This is a genomic window from Tsuneonella sp. HG094 (assembly GCF_053819285.1).
In genome coordinates, this window is the sequence record NZ_JBSORA010000001.1 from 376,351 (window position 1) to 396,902 (window position 20,552).

Here is a 20,552-nt window from a genome sequence, read left to right on the forward strand (position 1 = left end):
CGGCGTTCTTTTTCTATGCGGCAGCTTTGCGGAGCAGCCAGAGTTGCGCCTTGCCCACCTTGCGGGCCGCGTCGACCTCCAGTCCAGCGACCTCCAGCGTCTCGTTCGCACCAGTTTCCGCCGCGAGCCAGGTTGCGGGGCCGATCCAGCCGAGCCGCAGCAGTCGGTCGAGCGCGACCCCCGCGGCACCGGTGCCGTAGGGCGGGTCGAGCAGGATCAGGTCGAGCGGGGCGGAGGTGGGGCCGAGCGTCATCACCGATTGCGCCCGCAGGTCGGTCCGCGTGCGCGCGCCAAGCGTCTCGATGTTCGCGCGGATCGCGTCGAGCGCGGGCCGATCCTGCTCGACGAACAGGCACGAGGCGGCACCGCGCGAAAGCGCCTCGATTCCCAGTGCACCCGACCCGGCGAAGAGGTCGGCGACCTTGAGCCCGTCGAAATCGCCGAGCCGGCTCACGAGCATGTTGAACAAGGTTTCGCGCGTGCGGTCGGCGGTCGGCCGCGTCGCCTCGCCCTTGGGCGCGACGAGCTTGCGGCCGCGCCATTCCCCCGCAATCACTCGCATCAGCGCAGGCTCTTGCGCAGCCGCTCGACCTGCGCCTGCGGGATTTCGGCCACAGCGCCGCGCGGCAGGTCTCCGAGGTTGAACGGGCCGTAACCGACGCGGAGCAGCCGGCTGACCTGCAGCCCGAGATATTCGAGCACGCGGCGCACTTCGCGGTTCTTGCCTTCGGTCAGCGTCAGCAGGATCCACTGGTTGCGGCCCTTTCCGCCATCCAGATCCGCCTCGATCTTGCCGTAGCGCATGCCGTCGATCGTGACACCCTCGATCAAGTCGTCGAGCTGGCTCTGGGTGACGTCGCCAAAGGCGCGCGCGCGGTAGGTGCGCGGCACGTTGGAGGTGGGCAATTCCAGTGCGCGCTTCAATTCGCCGTCGTTGGTCAGCAGCAGCAGCCCCTCGGTGTTGAGGTCGAGACGCCCCACCGGCATCACCCGCGGAGCGTCCTTGGGCATCGCGTTGCGGAGCGCGGTATAGATCGTCGGCCGCCCCTTGGGATCGCGCTCGGCGGTTAGCAGGCCGGAGGGCTTGTGGAACGCGAACACTCGCGACTGTTCGGCCTGGCCGACCGCCTTGCCGTCCACCGTCACGCCCTTGAGGTTTGGAAGCACGGTCGCCGGGGTATCGAGAACCTTGCCATCGATCGCCACGCGCCCATCGGCGATCATCCGCTCGACTTCGCGCCGGCTGGCCACGCCCGCGCGCGCGAGCAGCTTGGCGATACGCTCGCCTTCGCGGGGAGGTGCGGATGCAGCGGGAGCGCCGCCATCATGGCGGGGATTTGCGGGCGGTTTCGACATGCGCGCCGCTCTACGAGCCGCGCGCGCGACTTGCCAGCGCTACTTGGGTGTGTTGTCGGTCACGCACTTGCGCAGGTTCGCGACGGCTTCCTTCGCGCCGGAGAGCGGGAATTCGGTCGTCTGGGTGACGCCCAAGACCGCCATGCCGACTCTTTCGTTGCGAGCGATGACATCGATCAGGCGAGCGTCGTTCGATTCGATCGCCACGCCGGGCATTTCAGGCGAGCCGCCAGAAAGAAAATGGAGTGGGATCGTGGTCTCGTCCCACATCACCACGCCTGCATAAAACATGCCTGGTTCGATCTTGCTGCCGGGCGCGAAGAAAATGATCTGGCTCGCCTGGTTGCGGTTGAGCGACACCATCACTGCGGCACTTCCTTCGCCGGAAACGGTGCGCAGCATCGAGCAGCCCATATCGTTCGGGGCGATCTGCCACTGACCGGCGGACGCATCTGTAGCCTGGGCAACGGCTGCGGTCGCGGAGAGCGCAAGCAGGCCGGTAACGAGCGCACGGAGCATCAGTTGGTCCCCTTGGCGAGCTTGGCGGAGAGCGCCTTGTTGCATTCGCGCAGGGCAGCGATCGCGTCCGCGGCACCTGTGTTCGGATAAAACCCCTCGATCATCGGCTTGTCTTCGGTCGAAAGCATCAGCGTGCCCAATTCCGCGTAGAGATCGAGGAAGTTGCGGGGAATCTGCATCTCGTACGCCGGTTTGCCGTACAGAGACGCTGGCTGGGCTGGGACCTTCCACAGAAGGGTGTCGATCGAATTGTGCTCATGCGTAATGTACGTCTGAGCGCGGCGAACAAGGACTGTCATATACGCTTCGCTGGTGAAGCTGTACGACAGTGTCGCGGGCTTATTCGAGGTGCCCGGCAAACCGGTCACGGCGAGGCTGCCGTTATGGTCGACCGCCTCGATGATCTGAAAGCCCTTGTTCGACGTCATGTCCTTGGGGCGCATGAGGCAGGCGCCTTCGTTGAATTCGGTGACCGTCCAGGTCTTGTCCTTCGACCACTCTTTCGCTGTCGTCGGCACGGCTGCGAGCGCGGCGATCGCCGCGAACGCGTAGATTGCTCGAATCATGGAATGATTTGCCCCCAAACTTCCGTCTCGGCGAGTTAGCCGAGGGATTCGGACAGGCGCAAGTCAGTTTGCCGCGCGCAACGCTTCCTCGACCGTTTCGTGAAAGCGATGGATGCCGCCTTCGAGCGTCCCGAGCGTCAGGTGCGGCACCGCGCCGGTGGTGAGGCCCTGCTGGCCCAGTTCCGCTGCGCGGAAATCTTCGGCAGCGAACACACCCCCGTCGAGCAGTGCCCAGCTCCGCTTCCAGTGATCGCGGGCCTTGTCGGTCGTCGGTTCCTCGGGGATCAGCATGAAATCCTCGACCAGCGTGCGATCGACCGCCTGCGGCCACAGGCACATCACGTTGATGTAATCGGGGCTGGGGATCACGATCGTCGCGGGAAGGAGCTGGTAGGCGAAGGTCACCCGGCGCCGAAGCGCGGTCATGTCGTTGAGGTCGACCCCGGCCAGTTCTTCCGCCCGGCCGACAGCGCTGCGGGCGTGCGGACCGATCATGTCCCCGCTGGTTACCCCATCCTTGAAAAACGGCCCGATCGTCTGCGCGTGGAGACGAGTGACATGGTAGCTTTCGAGGAAAGCGTCCATGATCAGCTTCCAGTTGCCCGCGACGCTGTGCGTCTTGCGGCGAAACAGGAAGTGGTCGGCCGCCCCGAAGGCGTCCATGTCGGCACCGAGCGTCTCGGCGAAAGCGAAGTCGGCGCCTTCGACCGGCGCATACCAGATCAACCCGCCCGCCTCGCGGCTGGGCAGTTCGACGAGGTGGTGATCGCCCTTGTCGAGACCGGGAAAGCTGTCGGGACGGGGCAGGGCGATCAGCGCGCCGTCGAGACGATAGGTCCACGCATGGTACGGGCACACCAGCCGCGCCGCGCATTGCGCCTCGGTCCCTTCGACCAGCCGCGTCCCGCGATGGCGGCATACATTGAGGAACACGCGCACCGCGCCCGCCTTGTCGCGGGTCACGAGCAGCGGCTTTCCGGTGTGATCGTGCGGCACCGCCATGCCCGGATCGGGCACCAGCGCGCTCGGCATCAGCACCTGCGGCAATCGGTCGAACAGCGCGGCCTTCTCGCGCGCAAAATGGGCGGGGTCGGTGTAGACCGACGCGGGGACCGTAGTGATGCCCGCACTGGTGCGCACTTCACCCCGTACGAGCGCTTCGGCGAGCGCAAGCTGGCCGTCAGTCGGCCGTTTTCCACGGAGCGTTACGGCCTCGTTCATGGCGCGGCTTTCCTAATCCTGTCCCGGCGCTAAGTGTCGCACGAAAGACGCCGGGCGGGAAGGACGTAGAGGGAATGGCCGAGGAAGCTGCAGTCGCGAAGAAGCCGTCGAGCTGGCGCATACTCGGGCGTGCGCTCAACAACCGCAAGACCGGTTTCATGCTGCTGTTCGGGTTCGCCAGCGGGCTGCCCTTCGCGCTGTTCCTCGGCACGCTGTTCGCCTGGCTGACCGAGGCGGGGGTCGACCTCGAAACGATGGGCGTCTTTAGCCTGATCGGCCTTGCCTATGCCTTCCAGTTCCTGTGGTCGCCGCTGATCGACAAGGTCGACCTGCCGTTGCTGCGCAAGCTGGGCAAGCGCAAGCAGTGGATCGTGCCGATGCAGGCGATCCTCGGCGCGATCCTGGTGACGATGAGTGCGCTCGATCCCGGTTCGGCGCTGGGCATATTCAGCCTTCTCGCAGGCATTGGCGCGTTTGCGAGCGCCACGCAGGACATCGCGATCAACGCCTGGCGTATCGACATCGCGGACGAGAAGGCGACGCTCGATATCCTGAGTACGGTCTACCAAATGGGTTACCGCCTGTCCTCGCTCGTCGGCGGCGCGCTGGCGCTGATCATCGCGGGCCGGATCGGGTGGCCGCAGACCTATCTCGTGCTCGGCCTCATCCTGCTGGCGATCGGCGCGGCGGGGCTTTTCGCGCCCAATGCCGAGCGCGACGGTATCGCCAGCGAGGGGGACGAGCAGGTTCTCGCTCTCCGTCATGCCGGCGGGCTTGCCCCGTCGGTCCGCTACAAGGCGCTGGCGCTGGTCGGGTTGCTGTGGGCGGGGACGATCGCGCTCGTTCTGAACTTCATGATCCGGTCGCTGACCGCCGCGCCCGACGCACGCCCTGATCCGACCGAATTCACCAGCACCTGGGGCCCGTGGATCATCGTCGCGACGATCGTGCTGCCCGCGTTCATCGCCGGCTGGCTCGCGAGCCAGCGCAAGAAGGGTCAGCACCTCCTGGCAGAGGATGCTCCGCCCGCGCGCGGATCGACCTATCTCGCCGACCACCTCTACCGCGCGCTCGTTCTGCCGCTTGAGGAGTTCGTCGGCCGCCTGGGCTGGGCGCTGATGCTGATCCTGGCGGTGGTGCTGACCTACCGCATCTGCGACGCGATCTGGGGCACCTTCGCCTATCCGTTCTACCTGACCGAACTCGGCTACACGAAGGACGAGGTCGCAGTGGCGTCCAAGTTCTTCGGGGTCGGCGCGATCGTGCTGGGCCTCGCGCTCGGCGGCTGGATGCTCACCGCGCTTGGGCGGATGGCGACGATGATGATCGGCGGACTGCTCGCCTCGCTCACCAACCTGCTCTATGCCGACATGGCGAGCGGCGGGCGCGTGATGGGCGCGGTGGCCGACGGCACCGGATTTTCGGCCTTCATCTCGAGTTTTCCCGGCGGCAGCGAGAAGCTGGCGCGGCTGATGGTCACCATCGGCGGCGAGAACCTAGCCACCGGCATCGCGGGCGCGGCCTACATCGCGTGGCTGTCGTCGATCGTGTCGAAGAAGTTCAGCGCGGTGCAATACGCGCTGCTGTCGTCGCTCACCCTGCTGATCGGCACGCTCGGACGCGGGGCGCTGGGCCAGATGATCGAGGAACAGGGCTACTATTCGGTCTTCATCCTGACGACGTGGATCGGCCTTGGCGCGATGGTGCTTGTCGGTCTCGAATGGTGGCGGCAGGCGAAAACCGGGCACCGCGGCGAGGTGGCACCCGAAGCCGCTTCGGCGGCGACCTAGTCCGGCATCTCGTCGTTCGCGCGCAGCACTTCGCCAGCGAGGTAGAGCGAGCCGGCAATCAGGATCGGCAGCCCATCATCGGGGATAGCAGAGAGGGCTGCGGCGACATCGGAAAATGCGGTTGCGCCGAACGCTGCCGCCGGATGGCTCTCGCTTCCGGGCACGGGCACTGCCGAGAGGCTCGCGATCCGCCCTTCGAGCGGCGCGACGATCGCCTGCGGGTTCTTGTTCGCCAACATCCCGATCACGAGGTGGAGCGGACCCCCAAATTGGTTGCTGAAGTGCCGCCCGATCGCAATGCCTGCGTCGGGATTGTGTCCGCCGTCGAGCCAGACCGCGTGGCCGGGCGCGAGCGCGGTCAGCGGACCGTCAGCAAGCAGTTGCAACCGCGCGGGCCAGCGAGCGGCGCGGATACCCATTGCCATTGCCTCGGGCGAAACCTGCACGACCGACTGGTGCCGCAGCATCGCCACCGCGAGCGCGGCGTTGTCCGCCTGGTGCGCGCCGGGGAGCTGGGGCAGTGGAAGGTCGAGCTCACCGTGCCGGTCGCGATAGGCGATGGTTTCGCCCACGTCCGCGAACCAGTCGAGGCCCCTGATGGCCGGACGCGCGCCCGCGATCATAGCCTGTTCGATCACCGTGCGGGTGACCTCTTTCGAATAGGCCTGCGTGACGAGCGGCACGCCGGGGCGCGCGATGCCTGCCTTTTCGAACGCGATCCGCTCGATCGGCTCGGTCGGCACGCCCTCCTCTGGCGCGAGCAAGAAGGCTTCGTGGTCGATGCCGAGGCTGGCGATGCCGCAGGCGGCGAGGACTCCGGGTTCGAGCACGTTGGTCGCATCGAAGCGCCCGCCGAGTCCGACCTCAATCACGCAGGCATCGGCAGGGGTTTCGGCAAAGGCGAGGAAGGTCGCTGCGGTCGTCACCTCGAAGAAACTCGGTGACAGATCCTCGCCTGCGTCGAGCACGGTCTTCAGCCGCGCGGCGAGCTCTGCGTCCGAGATCAGCGTTCCCGCGATGCGGATGCGCTCGTTGTAGCGAACGAGGTGCGGCTTGGTCGCGGCGTGGACTTGCGTGCCGTCGGCTTCGAGGATCGCGCGCAGGTAGGCGCAGGTCGATCCCTTGCCGTTGGTCCCCGCCACGTGAAAGGTTGGCGGGAGGCGCAGCTGCGGATCGCCGAGCCGGGCGAGCAGTGCGCGGATCGTCTCCAGCCCGAAGCGCCCCTGTGGCAGCGACAGTTTCGCCAGCCGGTCGAGCTGCGTCTGGACGGCGGGGTGGTCGGAGGTGGCGAAGTCTTTCAAATCCCCCTCCCGCTTGCGGGAGGGGTTAGGGGTGGGCGAGAGTCGGCGAGGGGTCTCATGCTTGCGCCTTGCCCACCCCCGGCCCCTCCCGCAAGCAGGAGGGGAGTTACGCCGCCTTCTTCGGCGCGAGGTAGTCGATCAGCGTGGCGAGCGTGCCCTTCAGGTCCTTCCGCTCGACCACCATGTCGACTATGCCGTGTTTGTGCAGGTACTCGGCGCGCTGGAAGCCCTCGGGCAACTGCTCGCGGATCGTGTCCTGGATCACCCGCTGGCCCGCGAAACCGATCAGCGCGCCGGGTTCGGCGATGTGGACATCGCCCAGCATGGCATAGCTCGCGGTGACGCCGCCGGTGGTGGGATCGGTCAGCACGACGATGTAGGGCAGGCCCGCGGTTTTGAGACGGCGGGTCATCACGGTCGCCTTGGGCATCTGCATCAGGGACAGGATGCCTTCTTGCATCCGCGCGCCGCCCGCGGCGGTGACGACGATGTAGGGGCATTTGCGCGACAGCGCGCGCTCGGCTCCGGCACAGAACGCGGTGCCCACGGCCATGCCCATGCTACCGCCCATGAAGGTGAAGTCCTGCACCCCGACGACCGCCGGACGCCCGTCGATCGTGCCCGAGCCGACGCTGAACGCGTCGTGGTGCGCGTTGGATGCGCGGGCTTTCTTGAGGCGGTCGGTATATTTCGCGGTGTCGCGGAACTTGAGCGGGTCTTCCTTCACGCTCGGCTGCGGCAGCAGGTCGAACCCGGCGTCGAGCAGGATGCCGAGCCGCGTGTCGGCGTTGATCCGGCCGTGGTGGCCGCAGCGCGGGCAGACGTGGAGGTTTTCCTCGTACTCCTTGACGAAGAGCATCTCCTGGCAACCGGGGCACTTGACCCACAGGTTGTCGGGGGTTTCGCGCTTGGCGACGAAGGGGAGCGAATTGCGGACGCGGCTGAGCCAAGACATGGGGCGCCTCTAGCCGCGATTTTTCAGTTCGTCATCCCCGCCGGTCAGAGGGCCGAATGCACTGCCTCGGAGATCGACGCGGCGAGGGCGCGGATGTGCTCCGGCGCCTGCGGGCCGTGCTTCTCGCACAGGTCGACCAGCGCCGAGCCGACGACGACGCCGTCCGCCACCTTGGCGATGGCCGATGCCTGCTCGGGCGTGCGGACGCCGAAGCCGACCGCGATCGGCAGGTCGGTCGCCGCCTTCAGCCGCGCGACGGCGCCTTCGATCGAGGCGGTGGCGGCCTGCTGCAGCCCGGTGATCCCGGCGACCGAGACATAATAGACGAAGCCCGACGAGCCTTCGAGCACCGTCGGAAGCCGTGCGGCGTCGGTGGTCGGGGTGGCGAGGCGGATGAGGTCGATCCCTTCTGCGCGGAGGGCCGGGCCGAGCGCGTCGTCTTCCTCGGGCGGAATGTCGACGCAGATCACCCCGTCGACGCCCGCGGCCTTCGCGGCGCTCGCGAACCACTCGGGTCCGCGGCGGACCATCGGGTTGGCATAGCCCATCAGCACCAGCGGTACGTCGGGATGGCGCGCACGGAACGCAGTGGCGATGGCGAAAACGTCGGCCGTGGTCGTTCCCGCGCCGAGGCTTCGCAGGTTCGCAAGCTGGATCGCCGGGCCGTCGGCCATCGGATCGGTGAACGGCATCCCCAACTCGATCACGTCCGCACCGCCTTCGACCAGTGCGTCGAGATTGGCCGCGGTGTCGCCATCCCCCGCAGTGATGAACGCGACGAATGCCGGGCGGCTTTTGGCAAAGGCGGAGGCGAGGCGGGTCACTCTTCGTGCTCCAAATCGAGCGGCTGCCATTCAGGCAGTTTTGTGCCGCACCAAGGACAGAAGCTGATCGAAATCACTCCGCCACCAGCTTCATTGAGAATGATAAGTCCGTAACTGCCATCACGGTCACTACGATGCACCATGCAGTCGGGACAGTCGAAGCGATCGGGATGATCTTCGCAAGTCGACTCAGCATGGTACTGCATCATTTCGCAGCAATGCTTAGTCACATCTCCACTCCCAGATGCTCCGCCACGGTGAAGATGTCCTTGTCCCCCCGGCCGCACAGGTTGGCGAGGATCACCGCGTCGCGGTCCATCTCCTTCGCGCGCTTGGCGACGGCGGCAATGGCGTGAGACGGTTCCAATGCGGGGATTATACCCTCCGTTCGACACAGTAACTGGAACGCATCAAGCGCTTCATTGTCACTGATCGCGGTGTATTCGACCCGGCCGATGTCCTTGAGCCAGGCGTGCTCCGGCCCGATCCCGGGATAGTCGAGCCCCGCACTGATCGAGTGCGCCTCGGTGATCTGGCCGTCATCGTCCTGCAGCAGGTAGGTCTTGTTGCCGTGGAGCACCCCCGGAGCGCCTCCGGCCAGCGACGCGGCGTGTTGCTTGTCAAGCCCGTGCCCCGCCGCCTCGACGCCGAGCATCTTCACGTCGGCATCGTCGAGGAACGGGTGGAACAGCCCGATCGCGTTGCTGCCGCCGCCGATCGCCGCGACCAGCAGGTCGGGCAGGCGGCCGGTCCGACTGAGCATCTGTGCGCGCGCCTCCTTGCCGATCACCGATTGGAAGTCGCGCACCAGTTCGGGATAGGGATGCGGGCCGGCAGCGGTGCCGATGATGTAGAACGTGTCCTCGACGTTCGCGACCCAGTGGCGCAGCGCTTCGTTCATCGCGTCCTTCAGCGTCGCCGCGCCGCTGGTGACCGGGATCACCTCCGCGCCGAGCAGCTTCATTCGGAAGACGTTGGGCTGCTGGCGACTGACGTCGGTCGCGCCCATGAAGATCGTACAGGGTAGCCCGAACCGCGCGCAGACGGTGGCGGTGGCGACCCCGTGCTGGCCCGCGCCGGTCTCGGCGATGATCTTCGTCTTGCCCATGCGGATCGCGAGCAGAATCTGGCCGATGCAGTTGTTGATCTTGTGCGCGCCCGTGTGGTTGAGCTCGTCGCGTTTGAACCACACCTGCGCTCCGCCCAATGCCTCGGTCAGCCGCTCGGCGAAGTAGAGCGGGCTGGGGCGGCCGACGTAGTGTTCGAGCAGATCATCGAACTGCGCAGCGAAGGCCGGATCGGCCTTGGCCGCGCGATAGGCGCTCTCAAGCTCGAGGATCAGCGGCATCAGCGTTTCGGCGACGTAGCGCCCGCCGTAATCGCCGAAGTGCCCGCGCTCGTCAGGCATATTGCGGAAGGAGTTGGGACTGGTTGCCATCGCGCGTTCCCTTGCCGCCGGTGCGCGGCCGAGTCGAGACAGGATTGTCTTTAGGCGGCTTTAGCGGCCTGCACGAACGCGCGGATTTTGCCGGGGTCTTTCACCCCCGGAGCACTTTCGAGGCCGCTCGATGCATCGACCAGCGGTGCGTTTGTCACGCGGATCGCCTCGGCCACGTTGTCGGCGTTGAGCCCGCCCGCCAATCCCCAGGGAATCTCGTGGCGAAAATTCGTCAGCAGCGACCAGTCGAGCGCGAGGCCGTTGCCGCCCGGCAGCACGCCCGGCGCGGCGTCGTAGAGCAGCCGGTCGACCGCGCCCTTGAAGCGGAGGACGTCGGTCAGCGACTGCGCGTTCTTCACGCCGACCGCCTTCCAGATTTGCTGCGGCACCGCCTGCTTGAGCATGGCGAGCCACTGCGCGGTTTCGCTGCCGTGAAACTGCACCACGTCGGGCCGCACCGCGTCGACCGCCTGCGCGGTGGGGATCGGCTGCATGTTGACGAGCAGCAGGACGACCTTCGTTTCGAGCGGCACGCGCGCGCGCAGCCGTTTCGCCTCTTCGAGCGTGACGTGGCGCGGCGACTTTTCGAAGTGGACGAGCCCGATGTAATCCGCGCCCGCGTCCACCGCGGCGTCGATCGCTTCGGGCGAGCTCAACCCGCATACCTTGACCAGCGTCCGGCTCATGGCGTCAGAGCGTCGCCTCGATCGCGCGCGCGGCCATCACCGGATCGTCGGCGCGGCTGATCGGGCGACCGACCACCAGCACGCTCGCGCCGTCGTCGCGCGCCTGACGCGGGGTGACGACACGCTTCTGGTCGCCCACGTTGCCTTCGGGAAGGCGCAGCCCGGGAACCACGAAATAGCCGTTCTTCCACTGCTTGTGGACCGCGCCCACTTCCTTGCCCGAGCAGACGATCCCGTCGAGGCCTGCCGCTTCGGCAAGCTCCGCTAGGCGCATGACCTGGTCGTGCGCCGAGCCCTCTACGCCGGTGCGCATCAGGTCGCGTTCGTCGAGGCTGGTAAGCATGGTGACGGCGACGACCTTGCAGTGCTCGCCAGCGGCCGCCTTGGCATCCTCCATCATCGCGCGCCCGCCCGAAGCATGGACGGTGACGATCGCCGGTTCGAGCACGTGGATCGACTGCATCGCGCCGGCGACCGTGTTCGGAATGTCGTGGAGCTTGAGGTCGAGGAAGATCGGCAGGCCGACATGGGCGATCTCGCGCACGCCGTGGTGCCCGTGCGCGCAGAAGAACTCGAGGCCCAGTTTAATCCCGCCGACGTGTGCCTTGACCCTGGTGGCAAGCGCCTTGGCGTCGTCCAGTCGCGGCAGGTCGAGCGCAAGGTAGATCGGGTTGGTCACTTGAGGATTTCGTCGCGCGGCTTCGGCGCGCCGGCGACCGGCGCTTCGGGTGCGAGCGGTTCGGCGGCGGCGGTCGGAGCGACTACGGGCTCGGCAACCGGAGGTGGCGGCGTGTTGGCCAGCGCGGCGTTGCGCCCAGCCGTTTCGAGCCCTGCGATCCGCCGCTCCAACCGCCACTTCACCCCGCGGTGGATCAACCACATCGGAATCAGGCCGAGCAGGAACGAGACGATGACCAGCGCGGGCACCTTGGTCTCGAGGATCAGGTTGTCCCAGATCTGCACCTCGACCGGCTTCCAGTTGAAGAAGCTGAAGCCGAGCAGCAGCATGAGTAGCACGACCCAGACGATGGTGCGGATGATCTGCATGGCGGCGCGTTCCCCTTGTTGCCGTTAAGTCGGCTTAACCGCGATAACGGGCCAAGGGAAGGGCGGGTCCCGTCACCCGAACACGCGGCTGAAAATCGTATCGACGTGCGCGTGATGATATCCGAGGTCGAACTTGTCCTCGAGCTCCTCCGCCGAGAGCGCGGCGGTGACCTCGTCATCGGCCTTGAGCAGGTCGAGCAGCGACAGCGCGCCGTCCGACTCCCACACCTTCATCGCGTTGCGCTGGACGAGGCGGTAGCTGTCCTCGCGGCTCACCCCGGCCTGCGTCAGCGCCAGCAGCACCCGCTGCGAATGGACGAGGCCACCCATCCGGTCGAGGTTCTTCTGCATCCGTTCGGGGTAGACGAGCAGCTTGTCGATCACTCCGGTCAGCCGCGCGAGCGCGAAGTCGAGCGTGATCGTGGCATCGGGGCCGATGAACCGCTCGACCGAGGAGTGGCTGATGTCGCGTTCGTGCCACAGCGCGACGTTTTCCATCGCGGGCACGACCGCGCTGCGAACCATCCGGGCGAGGCCGGTCAGGTTCTCGGTCAGCACCGGGTTGCGCTTGTGCGGCATGGCCGACGAGCCCTTCTGCCCGGGCGAGAAGTATTCCTCCGCCTCGAGCACTTCGGTGCGCTGGAGGTGCCGCACCTCGATCGCGAGCCGCTCGATCGAGCTGGCGATCACGCCGAGAACCGCGAAGAACATCGCGTGGCGGTCGCGCGGGATCACCTGCGTGCTGACCGGCTCGATCGCAAGGCCGAGCTTCTCCGCGACATGCTCCTCGACGGCAGGGTCGATGTTGGCGAAAGTGCCCACCGCGCCGCTTATCGCGCAGGTGGCTATCTCTTCCCGCGCGGCGACGAGACGCGCGCGGCAGCGGTCGAACTCGGCATAGGCCTGCGCCAGCTTGAGCCCGAAGGTCACCGGTTCGGCGTGGATGCCGTGGCTGCGGCCGATGGTTGGGGTGTACTTGTGCTCTTCCGCGCGGCGCCTGATCGCGGCGAGGAGCTGGTCGAGGTCCTCGATCAGCAAGTCGCTCGCGCGGGCGAGCTGGACCGACAGCGTCGTGTCGAGCACATCGGAACTGGTCATGCCCTGGTGCATGAAGCGCGCTTCATCGCCGACCTGCTCGGCGACCCACGTGAGGAAAGCGATCACGTCGTGCTTGGTCACCGCCTCGATCGCGTCGATCGCGGCGACGTCGATCTTCGGATTCGTCGCCCACCAGCCCCACAGCGCCTTGGCCGCGCTGGGCGGTACGACGCCAAGCTCGCCGAGTTTCTCGGTGGCGTGGGCCTCGATCTCGAACCAGATGCCGTAGCGTGCCTCAGGCTCCCAGATCGCGGTCATGGCAGGGCGGGCGTAGCGGGGGACCATGTTCGACTCCGGTGGGGGATGTGCCGGAGCGGCTAGGGGTGCCGGCCCGTCAGATCAACCCCTTGGCCTTGAGACTCACGTGCCCCTGACGCCCGATGATCACGTGATCGTGGACGACGATGCCGAGCAAACGCCCCGCTTCGGCAATGCGGCGGGTGATGTCGATGTCGGCGCGGCTCGGCTCCGGGTTGCCGCTCGGATGGTTGTGGACGAGGATCAGCGCGGTCGCGCCCACGTCGAGCGCCTTGCGCACCACCTCGCGCGGGTGAATCGCCGCCTCGTCGATCGAACCGTCGCCGACGTGATGATCGGTGATGAGGCGATTGCGGGTGTCCAGGTAGAGAACGCGGACGCGCTCGACGGTCAGGTGCGCCATGTCGATCGTCAGGTAGTCGATCAGCGCCTGCCAGCTTCCCAGCACCGGCTTGTCCTCGACCTGCCGTCGCGCCATCCGACGCGCGGCGAGCGCGACCGCCTTCAGAGCTGCCGCGCCGCCTTCGCCCATGCCCTTGACCTGCTGCAAGGCACCGGGCTCGGCGTTGAGCACCGCATTCAGGTCGCCGAACCGCGCGAGCAGCGCTTTTGCAAGCGGCTTGGTATCGCCCCGCGGGTTGGCAGCGAAGAGCAGGAATTCGAGCACTTCGTAATCGGCGAGCGCTTCCGCGCCGCCGTTCAGCAGTCGCTGCCGCAGGCGCGCACGGTGGCCCGACCGACTGTCGTCGGGTGCTCCTCCTCCGCTCTCGCCTTCAGCCTGCGGCAACCTTTCCCCCGCCATCGCGTTGAACGATAAGCGCATTGCCTCCGGGCGGCAGCACGCGCAAGTGGGGTCGATGGCCGACGGCGAGGACATGCTTGAAACGCTAGCGCCGGCCGCGGCCCGCCGCCGCTGGCCGCGCGTGTTCGCCGTCCTGGCAATCGCGATCGTCGTTGCACTCGCGATCGTGTGGTTCTCGCGCGAGCGCATCGCGGGCAATTTCATCGAAGGCCAACTGCGCCAGTACGACATCCCCGCGACGTATACGATCGAGCATATCGGGCCCGACAAGCAAGTTCTCACAAATATAGTCGTCGGCGATCCGGCCAAGCCGGACCTGACGGTCGAGCGGGCCGAGGTCGCCATCCGCTATCGCCTTGGCACGCCGACTCTGGGGCGGATCACGCTGGTTCGCCCTCGGCTCTTCGGCACGCTGCGCGGCGGCAAGCTCAGCTTCGGTACGCTCGACAAGGCGCTGTTTCGCGACACCGGCGAGCCTCCGGGCCTGCCCCGGCTCGACGTTCGGCTGGTCGATGGCCGGAGCCTGATCGAAAGCGACTGGGGCCCGCTCGGCATCAAGGCCGATGGCACCGGGCGGATCGACAGCGGGTTCGCGGGTGTGCTCGCGGTCGCTGCGCCCACGCTCGACGGTGGTGGATGCGCGGCGCGCGGGACGACGCTGTATGGCAAGGTCACGACCGCGCTCGGCAAGCCGACGATCGCGGGGCCGCTGCGGATGCGGCAGCTCGATTGCCCGGCAAGCAACTTGCGGCTGCGCGACGCAGCGATCGCGCTCGACGTGACCGCCGACAAGGATTTCGCCGGGGTCGAGGGCGATGGACGGATTGCCACAGGTGCGCTCGGCGCTGCCGGCATGCAGGCGAACGGCGTAAACGGATCTCTGCGCGCGACCTGGCGGGACAAGGCGCTCACCGCGCGCTACTCGCTTGCAGCTAGGGGGTTCGCGCACCCGCAGGCGCAGGCGGCGCTGTTGACCGCCGAGGGAACGCTGCGAGGCCGCGACAATTTCGCATCGATCGAACTGCAGTCCGACGTCGAAGGCAACGGCGTGCGGGTGGGTGACGGTCTCGACCGGATGCTGGCGAGCGCGGTGCAGTCGGCGCAAGGCACGCTGTTCGCGCCCTTGCTTCAACAGGCGCGCGGCGCCCTGGCGCGGGAAAGCCGCGCGAGCAGCCTCGTCGCGTCGCTTTCCGCGCGGCGGACGGGTGAGGTGACCAGCCTCCAGATTCCCGAAGCGACCTTGCGGGGCGGTAGCGGCGATGCGCTGCTAGCGCTCAGCCGCGTTCAGGTGACCGCGACCGGCAGCGGCGCGCCGCGCATCGCGGGCAATCTTTCGACCGGCGGCGCGGGCCTGCCGCGGATCGTCGGTCGCATGGAACGCGCGCCGGCGGGCAATGCGGTGCTGCGGCTGCGTATGGCGGAGTATTTGGCGGGCGGTAGCAAGCTGGCGATCCCCGAACTCGTCCTTGCCCAGGCACCGGGTGGCGCGCTCGGCTTCTCCGGCCGGGCGCTCGCGAGCGGACCGCTGCCTGGCGGTTCGACCCGCAACCTCGCCCTGCCGATCAGCGGCAGCTTCTCCCTGCGCGGCGGGTTGGCGCTATGGAACCGCTGCATCGACGTGCGCTTCGACAGCCTCGCGGTGGCATCGCTCACGCTCGAGCGGCGCGGGTTGACGCTGTGCCCGACGCGCGGCCAGCCGATCGTGCGGCAGGACGGGCGGGGCCTGCGCATAGCCGCAGGTGCCCCGTCGCTCGACCTCGCCGGACGGCTCGCCGCCACGCCCATCCGCCTGCGCAGCGGCGCGGTTGGGTTCGCCTATCCCGGCGCGTTGAGCGCGAAGGCGGTCGATGTCAGCTTGGGTCCGGCAGCGACCGCGAGCACGTTCCGCATCTCCAATGTCACCGCGACCTTCGGACGCGAGATCGCGGGCAAGTTCGACAACGCCGACATTCGCCTGTTCCAGGTGCCGATGAACCTCGAGAACACATCGGGGAACTGGCGCTATGCGGGCGGGGTGCTCGGCATAAGCGACGCTCGATTCCGGCTGGTCGATCGGCAGGCAACCCCGCGCTTCAACCCGCTCGTGTCCGAAGGCGGCACGCTCACATTGCGCAATAACGTGATCCGCGCCGAGGCGAGCCTGCTCGAACCAGCGACCCGGCGCGAAGTGACCGACGTCGCGATCGTCCACAACCTCGCGAGCGGGACGGGGCACTCCGACCTCACCGTCGACGGCCTGCTGTTCGACAGGAGCCTGCAACCGGACACGCTCACGCCCTTGGCGCTGGGCGTCGTCGCCAATACCAGCGGAACCGTGCGCGGCACCGGCCGCATCGACTGGTCGGAACGCGGCGTCACCAGCCGCGGCTCTTTCTCAAGCGACAGCCTCGATTTCGCCGCCGCCTTCGGTCCTGTGAAGGGCGCGAGCGGTACGGTCGAGTTCACCGACCTGCTCGCGCTGACCACCGCGCCGAACCAGCGCATCCGTATCGCCTCGGTCAATCCGGGGATCGAGGTGCTCGACGGCGAGCTCGTGTTCTCGCTACGCGACGGGCAGTTCCTCGCGGTCGAAGGCGCGACCTGGCCGTTCATGGGCGGCACCATCACCCTGCGGTCGACCTCGCTCAACCTCGGGACCAGCGAGGAACGGCGCTACGTCTTCGAGATCGAGGGGCTGGATGCAGCCGAGTTCGTCGCGCGGATGGAACTGCCCAACATCGCGGCGACCGGTATCTTCGACGGCTCAATGCCGATCGTGTTCGACACCAATGGCAATGGGCGAATCGAGGACGGCACCCTCATCGCCCGCCCGCCGGGCGGCAACGTCTCCTATGTCGGCGAGCTTACGCGCGAAGACCTGGGCACGATGGCGAACTTCGCCTTCGATGCGCTGAAATCGCTCGACTACCAGCAGATGCTCGTGACCATGAACGGCAACCTCACCGGCGAGATCGTCACCAAGGTGCGCTTCGACGGGGTCAAGCAGGGCGCCAATGCCAAGCGCAATTTCATCACCCGCCGGTTCGAAAACCTGCCGATCCGCTTCAACCTCAACATCACCGCTCAGTTCTACCAGCTGATCACGTCGCTCAAGTCGATGTACGATCCCGCCTCGGTGCGTGATCCGCGCGAACTGGGGCTGCTGACCGACGACGGCCGCGCGCTCCAGCGCGCGACCACCGGGCCGCCGCCGCCCGATGTCACCCCCGCCGACATTATCCCGGGCCAACCGCCCGTTCAGACCTCGGAAAGCGAGAAAAAGCCATGATCCGAACCGAATTGACCCGCGCCCGCGCGCTTGCGACAATCGCTCCCATGATGGGGGAACGTCGCATGGCTCGTATGGCAAGGGCGCTGCCGCTGGCGATGCTGGGAACGGTGGCGATCGGGGGATGCGTGCAGGTGACTGCACCCGACAAGCCGATCGTGATCGAGCTCAACGTCAACATCCGGCAGGAAGTGATCTACCGGCTCGCGGCAGACGCGGGCAATACGATCGATCAGAACGAGGACATCTTTTGATGCGCAAGACCTGGACCATGATCGCCGTTGCCGGCCTCGCCGCCGGCATGCTCGCCGCGCCCGCGCTCGCCCAGCGCGATCCCGCCTACGACGCCGCGCGTTCGAGCGGCAAGGTCGGCGAGAAGATGGACGGCTATCTCGGCATCGTCGGGGCGAGCAACGCCGAGCTCCAGCGGATCGTCAACGACATCAACATCAAGCGCCGCGCGGTCTATGCCGATAAGGCGCGCGGGGCGAATGCCACGCTCGAGGAATACGCGCTCACCGCCGGCTGCCTCGCGATCGCGCGTACCGCGCCGGGCGAAAAGTACCAGGCGCCCGACGGCAGCTGGCAGACCCGCACCAGCGCTCCGCCGACGCGCGACAGCCGCTGCCCGGCCTGATCGCCGAATCGTCGCGCAAAGGACAGGCATGAGGGCGGGGCCGGAGTGATGAGCCTCGACCCCGTCTGCTGTCTGATACATGGGATTGCTGACACCGGAGCAAGTTCCCGGGCGTTCGTTTTGGTCAAGCAAAGCCCCCATCGGGCGTAATGGTACTGGTGAAATAAATATTAATCTTCGCCGGTATTTGGCGTTGCACTGCCGTTAACCGCTTGATAGTCGGGCGCCCGGGTAATTCGGGGGTCGTAATTGCCGGAATGGCTCAACTCGCCAGGTGAATGGCTCGTGCTCGTGCAGCACGAGTTCCTGCTGTTCGCCGGGGTTTTCTTCCTCATCGGCGCGCTCGACGAATTCGTTGTCGATGCGATCTGGCTCTGGCTCAAGCTCACCGGGCGGGCACGGACACGGCGGCTCTCCCCCAAGGAGAGCGCTCCGGCACCGCTCGACGGCGAAGCGGCAGTGTTCATCGCGGCCTGGCGCGAAGCTGCGGTCATCGGCGCGACTGTCCGCCACACGCTCGCCGCCTGGCCCCAGGAGCACTTGCGACTCTACGTCGGTACCTATCGCAATGACCCACTCACGGCTGAAGCGGTCATCGGCGCGGCTAACGGCGATCCGCGCCTGCGGCTGGTGATCCACGACCGCGATGGACCCAGTACCAAGGCCGATTGTCTCAACCGGCTTTACCGCGCGCTGGAGGCCGACGAGGAGCGGGGCGGGTGCCGCGCGCGCATGGTCGTGATGCAGGACGCCGAGGACATGGTCGATCCCGCGGGCCTCAATCAACTCGACGCCGCGATCGGTGATTACGACCTCGCGCAATTGCCGGTCCTGCCCGAGCCAATGACCGATTCTCGCTGGGTCGCGTCGCATTATTGCGAGGAGTTCGCGGAAGCCCATTCGAAAGGTCTCGTTGTGCGCGATGCGCTTGGCGCAGGCATCCCGACTGCGGGCGTGGGCTGCGGCATCTCGCGCGAGATGCTGGCGCAGCTTGCCACCAAGCGGGGCAGCGAAGGGCCGTTCGCGGCCGACTGCCTGACCGAGGATTATGAACTCGGGCTCGGCATCGCCGCGCTCGGGGGGCGCTCGCGCTTCGTTCGGTGTCGGAGGGACGACGGTCGCCTCGTGGCGACCCGGGCATGCTTCCCTGCGCGGCTCGACTGGGCGGTGCGGCAGAAGACCCGCTGGATTCATGGCATCGCGCTCCAGTCGTGGGACCGGCTCGGCTGGAGCAGCCAGCCGGCCGACCTGTGGATGCGCCTTCGCGACCGGCGCGGCCCGCTGACCGCGCTTGTTCTGGCGGTCGCGTATTTCCTCGTGGTGCTGGCCTCGGTCGGTTGGCTTGCGCACCATGCGGGCTTTGCACCATCCCTAGAAATCACTCCGGTAATGACGGCGCTGATCGCGGCGAATACGCTCAGTTTTGTATGGCGCGGCGTCTGGCGTTTCGCCTTCACCGCGCGCGAATATGGCTGGCTCGAGGGCGTGCGCGCTGTGCTGCGGATTCCCATCGCCAATACGATCACCATCCTCGCCGGACGGCGGGCGTTCCTCGACTATATCCGCACGCTGCGCGGTCGTGAGCCGGAGTGGGACAAGACCTTGCACACGGTCCACCCCGCGATACGCCGGAACACCAGTTTCGGCGCATGACCGACGCACCCCTGCAACGACGGCGCGGTGAGCCGGTGGTGGTCCTGCTCGCCATCGGCATGCTGTGGATTGGCGGCCGCGCGCTGACGTGGGAAACCCCGATCTATCCCGAAGGCATGCCGGGGGCCGAGGCGGCGGTTCGGTTCGACAGGCCGGTTCCATCCGACCTCTGGGCGCCTGTCAGTCTTACGAACCCGGGGACATCATCGCCGGATCCAGAAACGCGCATGGCGTCGAAGCTCGCGCCTCGAGAGGCCACCGCTGCAGTTGTAAGTCATCTCGCGCTGCGGCCCATCGGAACTTATGCAGGACCGCCTACGGCATCCGAAGCGTCTATCTTCGTCTTTCCCAGTCCCCAAGACGGCCGCCCGCCTGCCACCGCAATCGCCGTCCCTACGACCGTTGAATTGCCGCCAGGATATGCGCCGCTTCGCCAGCGAGGCTGGCACGTCGATGCGTGGTACGCGTGGAGACCGGGCAGCGGACTGCCAAGGGTGGCGGCGGGCGCGGCACCCGCATTGGCCTATGGCGGTACGCAGGGCGGGATAGTGCTTCGGGCCGACCTGGGCACGAGCGAATACCGACCGCAGGCATACCTCCGCGCCATCCACGCACCAGCACGGCCCGCGCAAGGGGACGTCGCGCTCGGAATCGGTGGGCGCCCCATCCCCGGCGTGCCCGTCCGCCTCCAGGGCGAGGCGCGGGTGACCCGTATCGCGGGCGAAACGTCGGTGCGACCGGCAGTGGCCGCGATTGCCGAACTTGCACCTGTCGCGCTGCCGCTCGGGTTCAGCGCGGAGACGTATGGTCAGGCCGGCTGGGTCGGTGGCCGCTACGCGACGCCATTCGTCGATGGCCAGTTGCGTGTCGAGCGGGCGCTAGCGTCGGCGGGATCGGCACGAGTCCAAGTCGGCGCGGGCGCTTGGGGCGGGGCGCAGAAGTTTGCCGGTCGCCTCGATGTCGGGCCGACGGCCAGCGTGGCGCTCGACCTCGGCGGAACAGCGAGTCGGATCGCGGTCGATTACCGGATCAGGGTGCTGGGTAACGCGCGGCCGGAGAACGGAGTGGCGGTCACGCTGTCGACCGGATTCTAGGGCGGCGCACCTTTAAACCGCGGCACCATTTGCGTAAGC

At 67.2% G+C, this 20,552-nt stretch carries 21 protein-coding genes; 6 read left to right on the forward strand and 15 right to left on the reverse strand.

The genetic code is table 11. The annotated features are described in order from the left end of the window. Window positions 1–13: 13 nt before the first annotated feature. The 5 genes from rsmD to ACWPMX_RS01870 form a co-directional block, all read right to left on the reverse strand. Window positions 14–562 (reverse strand): 16S rRNA (guanine(966)-N(2))-methyltransferase RsmD, encoded by a 549-nt coding sequence (rsmD, locus tag ACWPMX_RS01850; RefSeq protein WP_455698349.1) that lies wholly within the window; start codon window positions 560–562, stop codon window positions 14–16. Next, window positions 562–1,356 (reverse strand): pseudouridine synthase, encoded by a 795-nt coding sequence (locus ACWPMX_RS01855; RefSeq protein ID WP_455698350.1) that lies wholly within the window; start codon window positions 1,354–1,356, stop codon window positions 562–564. Before ACWPMX_RS01855 ends, rsmD begins: the two co-directional genes overlap by 1 nt. A gap of 39 nt (window positions 1,357–1,395) precedes the next feature. Next, complete coding sequence (locus ACWPMX_RS01860) at window positions 1,396–1,875, reverse strand: hypothetical protein (RefSeq protein WP_455698351.1); 480 nt, start codon at window positions 1,873–1,875, stop codon at window positions 1,396–1,398. Then, window positions 1,875–2,441, reverse strand: a complete 567-nt coding sequence (locus ACWPMX_RS01865; RefSeq protein WP_455698352.1) for a hypothetical protein — start codon at window positions 2,439–2,441, stop codon at window positions 1,875–1,877. Before ACWPMX_RS01865 ends, ACWPMX_RS01860 begins: the two co-directional genes overlap by 1 nt. A gap of 63 nt (window positions 2,442–2,504) precedes the next feature. Beyond that, window positions 2,505–3,662 carry an aromatic ring-hydroxylating oxygenase subunit alpha gene (locus ACWPMX_RS01870; protein ID WP_455698353.1) on the reverse strand — a complete coding sequence of 386 codons (1,158 nt, stop codon included), beginning with the start codon at window positions 3,660–3,662 and terminating at the stop codon, window positions 2,505–2,507. A gap of 74 nt (window positions 3,663–3,736) precedes the next feature. Here ACWPMX_RS01870 and ACWPMX_RS01875 point away from each other — a divergent pair, with 74 nt between their 5' ends. Next, complete coding sequence (locus tag ACWPMX_RS01875) at window positions 3,737–5,452, forward strand: AmpG family muropeptide MFS transporter (protein WP_455698354.1); 1,716 nt, start codon at window positions 3,737–3,739, stop codon at window positions 5,450–5,452. Here the strand turns inward: ACWPMX_RS01875 and ACWPMX_RS01880 are convergent. From ACWPMX_RS01880 to radC, 10 genes are all read right to left on the reverse strand, one after another. Further along, entirely contained in the window at window positions 5,449–6,753 is a 1,305-nt protein-coding gene (locus ACWPMX_RS01880; RefSeq protein ID WP_455698355.1) for a bifunctional folylpolyglutamate synthase/dihydrofolate synthase, read from the reverse strand. The two genes, ACWPMX_RS01875 and ACWPMX_RS01880, sit on opposite strands and share 4 nt — an antisense overlap. A gap of 106 nt (window positions 6,754–6,859) precedes the next feature. Continuing rightward, complete coding sequence (gene accD, locus ACWPMX_RS01885) at window positions 6,860–7,708, reverse strand: acetyl-CoA carboxylase, carboxyltransferase subunit beta (RefSeq protein WP_455698356.1); 849 nt, start codon at window positions 7,706–7,708, stop codon at window positions 6,860–6,862. Window positions 7,709–7,752: 44 nt separating this feature from the next. Beyond that, on the reverse strand, window positions 7,753–8,532 hold the full coding sequence (trpA, locus tag ACWPMX_RS01890) for a tryptophan synthase subunit alpha (RefSeq protein WP_455698357.1): 780 nt from the start codon (window positions 8,530–8,532) through the stop codon (window positions 7,753–7,755). Continuing rightward, complete coding sequence (locus ACWPMX_RS01895) at window positions 8,529–8,819, reverse strand: DUF6980 family protein (RefSeq protein ID WP_455698358.1); 291 nt, start codon at window positions 8,817–8,819, stop codon at window positions 8,529–8,531. Before ACWPMX_RS01895 ends, trpA begins: the two co-directional genes overlap by 4 nt. Further along, a complete protein-coding gene (gene trpB / locus ACWPMX_RS01900) occupies window positions 8,759–9,970 on the reverse strand; it encodes a tryptophan synthase subunit beta (protein ID WP_455698359.1) in 1,212 nt (403 codons plus the stop codon). Before trpB ends, ACWPMX_RS01895 begins: the two co-directional genes overlap by 61 nt. A gap of 50 nt (window positions 9,971–10,020) precedes the next feature. After that, window positions 10,021–10,656 carry a phosphoribosylanthranilate isomerase gene (locus ACWPMX_RS01905; protein WP_455698360.1) on the reverse strand — a complete coding sequence of 212 codons (636 nt, stop codon included), beginning with the start codon at window positions 10,654–10,656 and terminating at the stop codon, window positions 10,021–10,023. A gap of 4 nt (window positions 10,657–10,660) precedes the next feature. Continuing rightward, the gene (pyrF, locus tag ACWPMX_RS01910; RefSeq protein ID WP_455698361.1) at window positions 10,661–11,335 is read right to left on the reverse strand and encodes an orotidine-5'-phosphate decarboxylase; all 675 of its coding nucleotides are present in this window, start codon (window positions 11,333–11,335) and stop codon (window positions 10,661–10,663) included. Next, window positions 11,332–11,703 (reverse strand): DUF1049 domain-containing protein, encoded by a 372-nt coding sequence (locus tag ACWPMX_RS01915; RefSeq protein ID WP_455698362.1) that lies wholly within the window; start codon window positions 11,701–11,703, stop codon window positions 11,332–11,334. Before ACWPMX_RS01915 ends, pyrF begins: the two co-directional genes overlap by 4 nt. A gap of 72 nt (window positions 11,704–11,775) precedes the next feature. Continuing rightward, window positions 11,776–13,086, reverse strand: coding sequence for an adenylosuccinate lyase (purB, locus tag ACWPMX_RS01920; RefSeq protein WP_455698363.1), 1,311 nt, complete (start codon window positions 13,084–13,086; stop codon window positions 11,776–11,778). Between the two features lie 49 nt (window positions 13,087–13,135). Then, window positions 13,136–13,846, reverse strand: a complete 711-nt coding sequence (radC, locus tag ACWPMX_RS01925; protein WP_455698364.1) for a RadC family protein — start codon at window positions 13,844–13,846, stop codon at window positions 13,136–13,138. A gap of 70 nt (window positions 13,847–13,916) precedes the next feature. On the opposite strand from radC, the gene ACWPMX_RS01930 reads away from it, so the two are divergent. The 5 genes from ACWPMX_RS01930 to ACWPMX_RS01950 all read left to right on the forward strand — a co-directional run bounded on the left by ACWPMX_RS01930 (window position 13,917) and on the right by ACWPMX_RS01950 (window position 20,513). Beyond that, a complete protein-coding gene (locus ACWPMX_RS01930) occupies window positions 13,917–17,129 on the forward strand; it encodes an intermembrane phospholipid transport protein YdbH family protein (RefSeq protein WP_455698365.1) in 3,213 nt (1,070 codons plus the stop codon). A gap of 65 nt (window positions 17,130–17,194) precedes the next feature. Further along, the gene (locus tag ACWPMX_RS01935) at window positions 17,195–17,383 is read left to right on the forward strand and encodes a YnbE family lipoprotein (protein WP_455698366.1); all 189 of its coding nucleotides are present in this window, start codon (window positions 17,195–17,197) and stop codon (window positions 17,381–17,383) included. Then, complete coding sequence (locus tag ACWPMX_RS01940; RefSeq protein WP_455698367.1) at window positions 17,383–17,766, forward strand: YdbL family protein; 384 nt, start codon at window positions 17,383–17,385, stop codon at window positions 17,764–17,766. Before ACWPMX_RS01935 ends, ACWPMX_RS01940 begins: the two co-directional genes overlap by 1 nt. A gap of 249 nt (window positions 17,767–18,015) precedes the next feature. Then, window positions 18,016–19,419, forward strand: coding sequence for a glycosyl transferase family protein (locus ACWPMX_RS01945; RefSeq protein ID WP_455698368.1), 1,404 nt, complete (start codon window positions 18,016–18,018; stop codon window positions 19,417–19,419). Beyond that, window positions 19,416–20,513, forward strand: a complete 1,098-nt coding sequence (locus ACWPMX_RS01950) for a hypothetical protein (RefSeq protein ID WP_455698369.1) — start codon at window positions 19,416–19,418, stop codon at window positions 20,511–20,513. Before ACWPMX_RS01945 ends, ACWPMX_RS01950 begins: the two co-directional genes overlap by 4 nt. Window positions 20,514–20,552 lie beyond the last annotated feature (39 nt).